This window comes from Nocardioides sp., from assembly GCF_031422975.1.
Taxonomy (GTDB): Bacteria; Actinomycetota; Actinomycetes; order Propionibacteriales; family Nocardioidaceae; genus Nocardioides.
The window spans coordinates 1-12,256 of the sequence record NZ_JANPEO010000103.1 but is presented as its reverse complement, the minus strand read 5'-3'; the positions used below and the strand labels follow the sequence as shown (position 1 = coordinate 12,256).

Annotated in this window: 10 protein-coding genes; 4 read left to right on the top strand and 6 right to left on the bottom strand. The window is 70.4% G+C overall.

Annotated features, from left to right (window positions below):
* Positions 1–197: 197 nt before the first annotated feature.
* The 5 genes from RMO85_RS03405 to RMO85_RS03385 all read right to left on the bottom strand — a co-directional run bounded on the left by RMO85_RS03405 (position 198) and on the right by RMO85_RS03385 (position 6,079).
* Entirely contained in the window at positions 198–968 is a 771-nt protein-coding gene (locus RMO85_RS03405; RefSeq protein WP_310526474.1) for a 3-hydroxybutyrate dehydrogenase, read from the bottom strand.
* An 80-nt stretch (positions 969–1,048) separates the two neighbouring features.
* On the bottom strand, positions 1,049–2,854 hold the full coding sequence (locus RMO85_RS03400) for a GAF domain-containing protein (RefSeq protein WP_310526473.1): 1,806 nt from the start codon (positions 2,852–2,854) through the stop codon (positions 1,049–1,051).
* Between the two features lie 7 nt (positions 2,855–2,861).
* Entirely contained in the window at positions 2,862–3,671 is an 810-nt protein-coding gene (locus RMO85_RS03395; protein WP_310526472.1) for an NAD(P)-dependent oxidoreductase, read from the bottom strand.
* Positions 3,671–4,465 carry a purine-nucleoside phosphorylase gene (locus tag RMO85_RS03390; RefSeq protein WP_310526471.1) on the bottom strand — a complete coding sequence of 265 codons (795 nt, stop codon included), beginning with the start codon at positions 4,463–4,465 and terminating at the stop codon, positions 3,671–3,673. The genes RMO85_RS03395 and RMO85_RS03390 overlap by 1 nt, the downstream gene beginning before the upstream one ends.
* A gap of 225 nt (positions 4,466–4,690) precedes the next feature.
* Complete coding sequence (locus RMO85_RS03385) at positions 4,691–6,079, bottom strand: serine/threonine protein kinase (RefSeq protein ID WP_310526469.1); 1,389 nt, start codon at positions 6,077–6,079, stop codon at positions 4,691–4,693.
* Positions 6,080–6,170: 91 nt separating this feature from the next.
* Here RMO85_RS03385 and RMO85_RS03380 point away from each other — a divergent pair, with 91 nt between their 5' ends.
* Positions 6,171–6,650 (top strand): NUDIX hydrolase, encoded by a 480-nt coding sequence (locus RMO85_RS03380; protein WP_310526467.1) that lies wholly within the window; start codon positions 6,171–6,173, stop codon positions 6,648–6,650.
* 118 nt (positions 6,651–6,768) lie between these two features.
* The gene (locus tag RMO85_RS03375) at positions 6,769–7,908 is read left to right on the top strand and encodes a glycosyltransferase (protein WP_310526466.1); all 1,140 of its coding nucleotides are present in this window, start codon (positions 6,769–6,771) and stop codon (positions 7,906–7,908) included.
* Position 7,909: 1 nt separating this feature from the next.
* Here the strand turns inward: RMO85_RS03375 and RMO85_RS03370 are convergent, their stop codons facing one another.
* Entirely contained in the window at positions 7,910–8,362 is a 453-nt protein-coding gene (locus RMO85_RS03370; RefSeq protein WP_310526465.1) for a gamma-glutamylcyclotransferase, read from the bottom strand.
* A gap of 45 nt (positions 8,363–8,407) precedes the next feature.
* Between RMO85_RS03370 and lpdA the strand changes: the two genes are divergently transcribed.
* Positions 8,408–9,811 (top strand): dihydrolipoyl dehydrogenase, encoded by a 1,404-nt coding sequence (gene lpdA / locus RMO85_RS03365; protein ID WP_310526464.1) that lies wholly within the window; start codon positions 8,408–8,410, stop codon positions 9,809–9,811.
* Between the two features lie 9 nt (positions 9,812–9,820).
* On the top strand, positions 9,821–11,200 hold the full coding sequence (locus tag RMO85_RS03360; protein WP_310526463.1) for an NAD(P)H-quinone dehydrogenase: 1,380 nt from the start codon (positions 9,821–9,823) through the stop codon (positions 11,198–11,200).
* Positions 11,201–12,256 lie beyond the last annotated feature (1,056 nt).

Sequence of the window (12,256 nt, the reverse complement as noted above, 5' to 3'; positions counted from 1 at the left end):
AGACCAGGGCGGCGGCCGAGCCGTAGAGGAAGAAGTCGTACCACTCGACGGCGGTGCCGATGAGGGACGCGAACACGACCTTGACGATGTTGGTCTGCCCTGGCTCTGTCGCGGGGGCGGGACTGCCGGGTGACTGCGTGGACGTGGTCATCGATGGTGCCTTTCTCGGGGTGACTCGGGGTCTGGGGGGTGCTGCGTCAGGCTGCGGTCCAACCGCCGTCCATCAGGTGGGAGCTGCCGGTGATGGACCGGGCTGCGTCGGTGCACAGGAAGTGGACGACCTCGGCGACCTCGCCGGGTTCGACGAGGCGCTTGAGAGCGGAGCGCTCCAGCAGTACGCGCTCGATCACCTCGGTCTCGGCGATGCCATGGGTCCTGGCCTGGTCGGCGATCTGCCCCTCCACGAGGGGCGTGCGCACATAGCCGGGACAGACGGTGTTGCTCGTGACGCCGTGCTCGGCGGACTCCAGGGCGATGACCTTGGAGAGTCCCTCGAGCCCGTGCTTGGCGCTCACATAGGCGCTCTTGTACGCCGACGCGCGGTGTCCGTGCACGGAGGAGACATGGACCAGTCGCCCCCAGCCACGGGCATACATGCCCGGGAGCAGGGCGCGGGCCAGTCGGAACGGCGCAGCCAGCATCACCGCGTGGATGGTGGTGAACATGGCGGGCTCGAAGTCCACGATCGGCGCGACGTGCTGGATGCCGGCGTTGTTGACGAGGATGTCGGCGTCGATGCCCTCCATCGCCGCACTGACCGCCTCGCCGTCGCTGAGGTCGAGCGTGATGGCCTTGCCCCGGACCAGGTCGGCGACGCGCTCGGCGCCGTGGGCGTCTCGGTCGACCACGATGATGCTGGCGCCGGCCTCGGCGAGCCGGGTGGCCACGGCGGCACCGATGCCGCTCGCGCCGCCGGTGACGACGGCCGTGCGCCCATGGAGTCCTGGTGTGACGTGGCTCTCGGTCATGGCGCTCACGCTAGGTGGGGCCCGCCCAGGGTCGCCATGTGCGGAGCACACATGTTTTTGCTCAGCTTGTGGGGGTGGCGTCACATTTTCTGCAGTTTGAGCAGGCGCAGGGCCACCTGGACCTCCAGCGAACGCGCCGGCTCGCGCCAGGACGGGCCGAGCAGTTCCCCGATCCTGCCCAGCCGTTGGCTCACGGTGTTGGGGTGCACGTGCACCGCCTCCGCCGTCGCCGCGATCGAGCCCGCCCGGTCGAACCACGCCTCGAGGGTCGCGAGCAGCGCCGTACCCCGCCGCACGTCGTGGGCCAGGACCGGACCCAGGGTGGTCTCGACGTAGCGGGACACCGCCTCCGGCGAGGCATCGCCGAGCAGCAGGCTCGCCAGGCCGAGGGAGGAGTCGTCGGCCACGTCTCCGGTGCGGCCCAGGGCGCGCAGGGCCGTCGCGGCGCGATGCGCGGAGTCGTACGCCGCGGGCACTCCACCGACGGTCGTGGCGGCCACCCCGACGGTGGCCCGCTCGCCCAGGGCGTCGCGCACGGCGCGGCCGAAGCTCAACGCGTCCGCGGCGGGTGCCAGCACCAGGAGGTCGCCGTGGTGCTCCGCGGAGATGCCGCGGTGCTGGAGGGCGAGGCGGGCGGCGCAGCGGGCGGCGGTGCCACGCTCGGCGTCCACGATCACGGTGGCCAGCACGAGATCGGCGTCGGGATCGAACGTGTGGCGGCGTGCGCGCTCGCGCAGCCGGTCCGGGTCCAGCTCGCGACCCTCGACGAGGTCGACCAGCAACTGGGTACCGAGCCGCTCGGTGGCCTCCGCGACGCTCCGCGCGAACACGAGGACGAGCGCGGTCACGAGCGCACCTCGCTCCAGCGTGCGTTGCTCCACGGCGTCGAGTCCGGCGGTGCGCCCGTGGAGGACGACGGTCGCGACGTGCTCGCCGGCGGCGACGGCGGCGGCGACCCAGGCCCGGTCCGCCTGGATCGCGTGCCCCGAGCGGGCCGACTCGCGCGCGGCCTCGACGATCCGATCGTGGTCGGCCACGTCGGTGCCGGCGAGCAGCTGGCCGTCCGGATCCCACGCGGCCACGTCGCCGCCCAGGACCTGCGCCAGCACGTCGACGACCTCGGCCACGCCGCCCCCGGCGAGCAGCAGGTCCGTCATCCGCTCGTGGGCCAGGGCGGCTGCCTCCACCGAGGAGGCGTGGGCGGAGATCGTCCGGTTCGCCTCGTCCAGACGCGCGAAGAGCCGGGCGTTCTCCAGCGCCACCGACGCGTGTGCGGCGAAGGACATCAGCAGCGACACCTCCTCGGAGGGGAAGCGGCGCACGCTGCGGTGCACGGCGAGCAACGCACCGATCACCCGTCCCTCGACGAGCAGTGGCACGCCGAGGATGGCCCGGATGCGCTCACCGGCCACCGCGTCGTCGATGTAGTGGCGGTGCACGAAGCGTTCGTCGGTCTGGTAGTCCTCGGTGAAGTAGGGCGCCCCGGTCTGCGCGACCAGCCCGAGCAGCCCGGTGCCGAGGGGCAGCCGCAGGGACTTGAACTCCCGGGTCAGCGCGCCATCGGTGACCTTCATGTAGGAGGCGCCCTCGACCTCGTCGTTGAGCGAGAGGTAGGTCATGTCGGCGCCGAGGAGCTGGCGTGCGCGTCGGACGATGGCGGTGAGGATCTCGTCGAGGTCGCGGATCGCCGTCAGGTCGTGGGCAGTCTCGTAGAGCGCCGAGAGCTCGGCCTCGCGCGCCCGGTGGCGGGCGATCAGGTCGCGCAACCGCAGCGCGATGTCGTACTCGCCGGCCCGCTCGGGCTGCTGCTCGACGAGCCGGTCGAAGTCGGCGCGAGCCGCACCGGTGTAGAGGAGGTCGAGGAAGGTCTCGTGGGGCTCGGTCATGGCGTCGTCAGCGGAGATCGAGAGCCGGGCGGTAGAACTCCTCGCCCGCGAACGGACCACCGACGTGGGCCGCCTCCGCCTCGTCGGACTCGGCCGCGGCCACCCGGCCGGCGTACGCCTCGGCGTCGTCAAGGGGCTGGTAGCCCAGTCTCCGTCCGGGCTCGAGGTCCCACCACGCACGGGTGTTGTTGCTGATGCCGTAGAGCACCGCGAAGCCCGGTGCCGGCGCGGTGAGTGCCGCCTCGACCATCCTCACGCAGTCGTCGGGGGAGAGCCACGTGGACAACGCACGCAGGGAGCCGGGCTCGTCGAGGAAGGAGCCGATGCGGCAGGCGACGGCGTCGAGGCCGTGCCGGTCGACGTACAACCTCATCAACGCCTCGGCCGCGACCTTGCCGACGCCGTAGAAGGTGTCCGGGCGCGGGAGCGCATCGTCGGAGAGGACCCCGTCGGCCAGCGACGCTCGGGTCGTCCGCCCGACCGCGTGGTTGGAGCTGGCGTAGACGAACCGGCTGACCCGGTGGGCCACGCACGCGTCGAGCAGCGCCGCCGTGGTGAGGACGTGCGACGTCAGCGACGCGGGCAGGGCGGCCTCCCCGGGGTGCCCTGCGAGGTGCACCACGCCGTCGACGCGTTCCTCGTCGAACACGGCATCGACCGCGTCCGCATCGGCGCAGTCGACGGTGTGCCAGTTGCCGGTGAAGCCCTCGGGCTCCGGGACGAGGTCGAGCCCGACCACCTCGTGGTCGCGGTCGCACAGGCCGAGGGTGACGACGCGGCCGATCGAGCCGGCCGCCCCCGTGACCAGGATGCGCATCAGATCCGCGGCACGATCTGGCCGAGCAGGTCGCCCATCCGACCGGCCGCGGCCCTGCCCGCCTCGAGGACCTCCTCGTGGTTGAGCGGCTCGCCACTGATCCCGGCGGCGAAGTTGGTGACCAGGCTGATGCCCAGCACCTCCAGTCCGGCCTCGCGGGCCGCGATCGCCTCGAGCGTGGTGCTCATGCCGACCAGGTGGCCGCCGATGGCGCGGACCATGCCGATCTCGGCCGGTGTCTCGTAGTGCGGGCCGGGGAACTGGACGTAGACGCCCTCGTCGAGCGTCGGGTCGATCTCCCTGCACAGCCCACGCAGGCGCGGTGAGTAGAGGTCGGTGAGGTCGACGAAGTTGGCCCCCTCGATCGGGCTGGTCGCCGTCAGGTTGATGTGGTCGGAGATCAGCACCGGCTGACCGGGCCGGAAGGTGTCCTTGACTCCGCCACACCCGTTGGTGAGCACGATCGCGCGACAGCCCGCAGCGGCCGCGGTGCGGACCGGGTGGACGACGGCGGCGACGCCCTTGCCCTCGTAGAAGTGGGTGCGGCTGAGGAAGACGAGCACCTGCTTGTCGCCGACGCCGATGCTGCGGATCTTGCCCGAGTGGCCGACCACGCCGGCGGCGTGGAACCCCGGGAGATCGGTGGTGCTGATCTCCGCGGTGGCCTGTCCGAGGGCGTCGACGGCCGGCAGCCAGCCGGAGCCGAGGACCAGCGCGACGTCGTGCCGCTCGATGCCGGTGAGTGCGGCGAGCTCGGTGGCGGCCTGCTGGGCAAGGGTCTTGGGGTCGGTCACGCGGGTGATCCTAGTGCCGCCAGACCCGCCGTCGCCGGGCCTCCCACCACGTGTCTGGTCCTCGTCGAGCAGCGCGGCGACCGCGTCGCGGATCCGGGGCGCGAAGTCGCGTGGCGCCTCGTCCGGGCCGGCCCTGTCCTCGCGGCGCCCTGGTCCTCGTCCCGCTCGGAGGTGTCCGGCACGAGGGCGGTCTATCAGCAGCGACGAATGGCGTCGACCGGCTCCTCACCAGGTGGCGACGACGGCCCTGGGGACGACGCCGAGGCGGACCCGCTGCGGATGGTCGCCGACCGGGAGGAAGGCGAGCTCCTGCTTGGTCCTGAAGTCGATGACGGCCACCGCGTCGCTGCCGCTGAGGGAGACCCAGCAGGTGTCGCCTGGGCCCTGCGTCGTCCAGTAGGGCTTCGCGTAGTCGTGCCCGGTGGAGGCCAGGTCGAAGATCTTGCGACGAGTGCTCGAGCGGTCGACGAGGGCGACGTAGTCGTCCATGGTGCCGGCGGCACACAGGGTCGAACCGGCCTCGTCGATCGACAGGCCGTGGTGCGCGGAGTCGTTGACGTACTGCTCGAGGGGCATGTCGGGCACCCGGTTGGGCAGTGGGATGACACGGCGTACGGCGCCGGTGCGTGGCTCGGGCTCGGTGCCGGTCGAGTAGTCGACGGTGCCGTTGAGGTCCTTGGCGGTGGTGTCGAACTCGACGATCCCGTGGAAGTAGGACACCTGGAAGTAGATGAACCGCTCACCGGGGGCGATGGCCATCGGGCGAACAGCCGAGCTCATGTCGGGGTGGCCCGCCTCGGCGAGCTCCTTGCCCATGTCCCACCGCCGGGCAACGTCGAAGTCGGACGTGCGCACGATCTCGAACCAGCGGTCGCCCTTGAGTTCGTCGTGGACGGGACCGATCTTGATCGGTCCGAGGCCGGTCTCGTCGCCCGGTGTGTAGACCTTGCCGATCGAGGCGTGGAAGATCCGGCTGCCGTCGGCGGAGTAGTTGTTCTCGTGCGGGGTCTCGCCCGACTCGAAGCTGCGCAGCCGGTCACCCACCGTGATGGTCCGACCGCTCGGCGTGGTCTGCTCGACCATCGAGAACTCGACCACCTGGCGCGAGGTCGAGTCCGACACCAGCAGGCGGTTGCCGCTGGGGGAGAGCCCCATGTGGTCCGTGCGCTGGCCGTCCATCTGCTGTTCGCGGACGATCGCGTCGGGTTCGCCGGCGACGGCCTTGGCGATGTCGATCCAGACGACGTCGGCGAAGCTCGGCCGACTCACGGCCAGGTAGCGCCCGTCCTTGGTGGTGAACATGTCGTCGACGTACTGGTCGTGGCCCTCGCCCGGACCCTGCTGGATGAACAGGTAGTAGGCCAGGTCGACCGGGTCGCTCCGGATGTCGGCGAGCTCCTGGTCCTTGTCGGGAATCAGGTCCACCCCGCGCTTGAGGACCTTGTGCGTGTGTGCGTCCACGATCGAGGCCGTGCCGGCCCAGTTGTTGCCGACGAACATGACGTCACGCAGGCCAGCGCCCGCAGCGACGGCGGATCGAGGACCGTCGGCGGCCGCAGCCGGCCGGTCGGCCTCGTGGGCCCCGAAGCCCGCGACGATCAGGGCAAGGGTCACGGCAGTCAGGGCGGTACGGCGCATGGGTGGTCAACGACGCGGATGCAGATCAGGTATGGGTATGGCAACGCAGGAAGGGCAGGATGGCCCCGTGCCGCCCCACCGCAACGAGATGCCCGTCGACCTCGAGTTCTACGACTACGACACCCGCGTCGCGGCGTACGCCGTGATCGTGGACGACGATCGCATCCTGCTGTCCTGGTGGAACGGCGAGGGCGTCGGCGTGCCGGCCTGGTCGATGCCCGGCGGCGGCGTGGACCTGCCGGAGACCACTGCCGAGGCAGCGGTGCGCGAGGTCCGGGAGGAGACCGGCTTCGACGTCGAGCTCACCGGGCTGCTGACCGTCGACTCGTTCGTCCTGTCGCCGGACGAGCGGGTCCTCCACACCGACCGCTTCCTGCGTTCGCTGCGGATCGTCTACACCGCGCGCGTCGTCGGCGGCACGCTGGGGACGCTCGAGGTCGGCGGGTCGACCGACTACGCCGAGTGGGTGCCGATCGCGTCCGTGCCCGACCTTCCGCGGGCCGGGATCGTCGACGTGGCACTGTCCGCCTGGCTCGAGGGCCGCTGACAGGGAGGTACAACGTCTTGGCGATGCCGGGGCCGGGCAACATGCGCAAGACTCCCGGCCAGGACCAGTACCCACCTCGCCAATCGGTGACTCGGGCGGTCCGGGGGATGGTGGTCTCGTGCGGGTGCTCTTCTCCTCGACCTGGGGCTACGGCCACATCTTCCCGATGCTCCCGCTCGCACGGGCGTTCCGGGACGCCGGTCACGACGTGCTGTGGGCCACCAGCGCCGAGGCGACCCGGCACGTAGCCGCAGCCGGGCTGGACGCGGCTCCCGCCGGCGCGGCGGGACCGGAGTTCTTCAAGGCCCTGGGGAGGCTGCACGCGATCGCAGCCACGATCGCGCCACCCGAGCGTGCGGCCTTCATGTATCCCTCGATGTTCGGCGAGCTGCTCACACCGCCGATGGTGGCCGACCTGCTGCCGCTCGCGCGCGACTGGCAGCCCGACCTGATGATCCACGAGCACGGTGAGCTGGCCTCGCCGCTGGTGGGTGCGGTGCTGGGGACGCCGAGCGTGACGCATTCCTTCGGTGGGGCGATCCCGGGGGAGATGGTGGCGGCGGCCGCCGAGAAGATCGCACCGCTCTGGACGGCACACGGCCAGGACCCCGCGCCCTACGCCGGCTGCTTCACCTCGCTCTACCTCGACATCTGCCCGTCGTCGGTGCAGTCGGTCGCGATGGACCACATCCGGTCCGTCCAGCCGTTGCGGCCGGTCTCCCGCGGCGCCGACAGGTCACCGGACGACGGTCCGCCGCTCGTCTACCTGACCCTCGGCACGGTCCAGAACCACGCGCCGATCCTGCCGGTCGTCGTCGCGGCGCTCGCAGCCCTCCCCGTCCGACTGCTCGTCGCGGTCGGCCCCGACGGTGACCCGGGCGCGCTGGGCGAGCTGCCCGACAACGTGCACGTGGAGAAGTGGGTCGACCAGCCGGAGGTGCTGGAGCGCAGCGACGTCGTCGTGTCGCACGCAGGCTCGGGCACGTTCCTGGGTGCGCTCGCCGCCGGTCGGCCGCAGCTGTGCCTGCCGCTGGCGGCCGACCAGTTCCGCAACGCCGCAGGCGGTTCGCGGTCGGGCACGGCGCTGGTGCTGGGCCCCGGCGAGGTGAGCGCGGAGTCGGTCACGCAGGCGATGTCACGGCTGCTGAGCGACGAGTCGTTCCGCGACCGGGCACGCGAGGTGTCGGCGGAGATCGCCCGCATGCCGTCGCCCGCCGAGGTGGTCGACGTACTCGTGGAGCACTTCGGCAGGACGTGACCTAGAGACCGGTGGAGCGGCACGCCCGACGACGGAGCGCGGCGACGTAGTCGACCGGGGCGTCGGCCGCCTCGGCGGCATCGGCGAGCACGCCGAGGTAGGACGCGGACGGCAGGCCGCCCTCGTAGGCGTCCAGGACGTAGGCCCACACGACGACCTCGCCGCTCATCGTCTTCACCCGCACCCGGGTCTTGCGGTAGAGCCCGGTGTCGGCGGAGTCCCAGCTGTCGAGCTCCGTCTCGTCCTCGGGAGTGACGTCGTAGACCGCGACGTACACCTGGTCGATGGGGTCCTCGACGATGGTCGCGAGGGCGCCGTCCCAGCCGTGCTCCTCGCCGCCGAACGTCAGTCGCCAGCCCGTGAGCCACCCCGTGCTGCGCAGGGGGGAGTGGGGGCATCTCTCGCCCATGCGGCCCGGGTCCAGGTTGGTCCCGTAGGCGGCATAGAGCGTCACGGGGCAAGGGTAGCGAGGTCTGCTCCGGCGGCTAGGGTGTGGCCCGTGAACGACACGCATTTCGACACCCTCGTCCTCGGCGCCGGCCCCGGTGGCTACGTCGCCGCCATCCGCGCATCACAGCTCGGCCAGCGGGTCGCGGTCGTGGAGGACAAGTACTGGGGCGGTGTCTGCCTCAACGTCGGTTGCATCCCGTCCAAGGCGTTGCTGAAGAACGCCGAGCTGGCGCACACGCTCCAGCACGAGAAGGCGAAGTTCGGCATCGAGGGCGACGCCACGATGGCGTTCGGACCGACCCACAAGCGCTCGCGCGACGTGAGCGCCGGCATCGTCAAGGGCGTCCACTTCCTGATGAAGAAGAACAAGATCACCGAGGTCGACGGCTGGGGCACGATCACCAGCCCGACGTCGGTCGACGTCAAGTTGAAGGACGGCACCACGACGCCGTACACCTTCGACAACCTGATCATCGCCGGCGGCGCGACCGTCCGGCTGGTGCCGGGGGTGACGCTCTCCGACAACGTCGTGACCTATGAGGAGCAGATCCTCACCGACCAGCTCCCCGAGTCGATCATCATCGGTGGCTCCGGCGCCATCGGCGTCGAGTTCGCCTACGTCATGGCCAACTTCGGCGTCGACGTGACGATCGTGGAGTTCCTCGACCGGATGGTCCCCACCGAGGACGCTGACGTGTCCAAGGAGCTCGCCAAGCACTATAAGAAGCTCGGCGTGAAGGTGCTGACCAGCACCGCCGTGAAGAACGTCGAGGACACCGGGTCGGGCGTGCGTGTGACCGTCGCGCCGGCTGCCGGCGGGGACGAGCAGGTGCTCGAGGCCGGCAAGTTCCTGGCCGCCTTCGGCTTCGCGCCGCGCGTCGCGGGCTTCGGCCTGGAGTCCATCGGCGTCGCGGTCTCCGACCGGGGCGCGATCGAGATCGACGACTACATGCGCACCAACGTGCCGGGCGTCTATGCCACCGGTGACTGCACCGGCAAGATGATGCTCGCCCACGTCGCCGAGGCGATGGGCATCGTCGCGGCCGAGACCATCAACGGCGCCGAGACCATGCCGATCAACTACGACATGGTCCCGCGCGCGACCTACTGCATGCCGCAGATCGGCTCCTTCGGCTACACCGAGGCGCAGGCGAAGGAGAAGGGCTACGACGTCAAGACGGCCACCTTCCCCTTCTCGGCCAACGGCAAGGCGATGGGTCTGGGCGAGGCCGTCGGCTTCGTCAAGGTCGTCGCCGACGGCGAGCACAACGAGATCATCGGCGCGCACATGATCGGCCCCGACGTGACCGAGCTGCTGCCGGTGCTGACCCTGGCCCAGCAGTGGGACCTCACCGCCGACGAGGTGTCGCGCAACATCTTCGCGCACCCGACCCTCACCGAGGCCGTCAAGGAAGCCGTGCACGGCATCTCCGGCCACATGATCAACCTCTGACGGCCCTGCATGTCTGATCACGTCGTCATCATCGGCGGTGGCCCTGGCGGCTACGAGGCAGCGCACGTGGCTGCCCAGCTGGGCGCTCAGGTCACCGTGGTCGACACGGACGGCATCGGTGGCTCGGCCGTCCTGACGGATTGCGTTCCGAGCAAGACCCTGATCGCCACCGCCGAGCTGATGACCGAGGTCGCCGACTCGGCGGAGCTCGGCATCGACTTCGCCGACCACGAGGGTGACGCCGCGAGCACCATCCGTGTCGACCTCGCCAAGATCAACGCCCGGGTCAAGCAGCTGGCCACCGACCAGTCCACCGACATCGCCACGCGGCTCGACCGCGACGGGGTCCGCGTCGTCAAGGGCCGTGGCCGTCTCGGTCCCGACCTGACCGTCACCGTCGGCGACGAGACCCTGCGGGCCGACTCCGTCCTGATCGCCACCGGCGCCGCGCCACGTACGCTGCCGAGCGCCCAGCCCGACGGGGAGCGCATCCTCACCTGGGAGCAGGTCTACGACCTGACCGAGGTCCCGGAGAAGCTGATCGTCGTCGGCTCCGGAGTGACCGGCCTCGAGTTCGCCAGTGCCTATCTCGCGCTCGGCATCCCGGTGACCCTGGTCAGCTCCCGGGACCGCGTGCTGCCGGGCGAGGACGCCGACGCCAGCGCCGTACTCGAAGAAGTGTCGATCCGTCGTGGGATGGAGGTGCTCGGCCGGTCGCGGATGGAGTCGGTGACCCGATCCGGAGACATCGTGACCGTGCGCCTGACCGACGGTCGCGAGGTCACCGGCTCGCACTGCATCCTGGCGCTCGGGTCGATCCCCAACACCGCAGACCTCGGGCTGGCGGACGCCGGTGTCGAAACCGACGAGGGCGGCTTCATCTCGGTCGACCGCGTCTCCCGCACGTCCGCTCGCGGGGTGTACGCCGCCGGCGACTGCACCGGCGTCCTGATGCTGGCCTCGGTGGCCGCGATGCAGGGCCGGATCGCGATGTGGCACTTCCTCGGTGACGCCGTGGGCCCGCTCGACCTGAAGAAGGTCTCCTCCAACGTCTTCACCGCCCCGGAGATCGCGACGGTCGGCTGGTCGCAGCAGGCCGTCGACGCCGGCGAGATCCAGGCGCAGGTCGTGATGCTGCCACTCGCCGGCAACGCCCGCGCCAAGATGCAGGGCGTGCGCGACGGCTTCGTCAAGCTCTTCATCCGACCCGGCACCGGCATCATCGTCGGGGGAGTGGTCGTCGGTCCCCGTGCCTCCGAGCTCATCCACGTCGTCTCGCTCGCGGTCGCCGAGTCGCTGACGGCCGACAAGCTCGCGCAGGCGTTCACGGTCTATCCGTCGTTGAGCGGCTCGATCGCCGAGGCCGCGCGTCGGTTGCACGGGGTCTGAGGCTCGTCGGTGTCGCGGCAGAAGCGGATGTCTTCTCGGCTCGATGCCCGGGCCCACTCGACGGCTCAGGCGGTCCTACTCACATCCAGCGTTGGGGTCCTCGGCACCGTGCGGAGCACGTCGAAACGACGCGCGCTGCCCCCCGTCACCCTCGAAGGCTGCACGTCCTGAGCCGGTTTCCAGCAGGACCCCCTTCGTCACGTTCTCATCCCAGCCTGGCGGTGGGTTGTGATCTCCGAGCGGTGGATCGGCGAGCCACAGGTGACCCTGGGACATGAGACTGAGAACCCCGCAGTGCGAGCGAATGGCGACGCGCACACCCTTCCCGGAGGGAGTTGCTGTGGGCAGAGACTCTGTGGTTGGCGCAGACGTGGCTGGTGCCGAGGAAGACTCGGTCCGGGGGGAGCGACTGTCCAGCAGGGCTTCCACCAGCGCGACGCTCACCGTCCTGCCATCGCGCGGGGCCAGCAGCCAGGTATCGGGTCCTAGGACGAACCGAAGCATCCGCGTCGCACTGTCCTGGGCGACCACTACATCAACCGATCGGCCCCCGATGTGGTGTCGGGCGACCACCGTGAGTTCGCTGGACGAGGGCAGCGCTGACGTAGGGACGACGTACGCGACGAGCGGATGCCCGCGCCAGTCTCCTCCGAAGGCAGTGTTGACCTCAGCGTCGTAGCCTGGCTTGGTCACCAAGCGCTGAGCTCCTACCTCAGTGAGAGCGGCTCTTGCCCGGCCGGTCACCTCTTTGTTGGCCGCGTGCGTAGCCGTTGTAGTGGCGGGCGAAGGCGGCGTCGCGACTGGGCTGGTGTTAGAGCTACACGAAAGCAGCGCCATGGCGAGGGGGCCCACTACGGAAACGCGCCATGCGCTCGATGTCATGGTCATGGGACGGAGAGTGGCGCTCATCGGTTGCCGCCGCCACTGAAAGCCGCCTGAGCCTGCAGGCATGAGAGGACGTTCAGCCGTTGTCGTGCCAGGCGTAGTACTGCCCTTGGCTGATGGCGCGGCGGCGGATCTTCCGCGTCATCCATGAGTACTGGTCCGCGATCCAGG

Excerpts from the sequence above, each read along its gene's own strand:
- RMO85_RS03405 (WP_310526474.1), bottom strand. The coding sequence starts at position 968 with ATGACCGAGAGCCACGTCACACCAGGACTCCATGGGCGCACGGCCGTC.
- RMO85_RS03400 (WP_310526473.1), bottom strand. The coding sequence starts at position 2,854 with ATGACCGAGCCCCACGAGACCTTCCTCGACCTCCTCTACACCGGTGCG.
- RMO85_RS03395 (WP_310526472.1), bottom strand. The coding sequence starts at position 3,671 with ATGCGCATCCTGGTCACGGGGGCGGCCGGCTCGATCGGCCGCGTCGTC.
- RMO85_RS03360 (WP_310526463.1), top strand. The coding sequence starts at position 9,821 with ATGTCTGATCACGTCGTCATCATCGGCGGTGGCCCTGGCGGCTACGAG.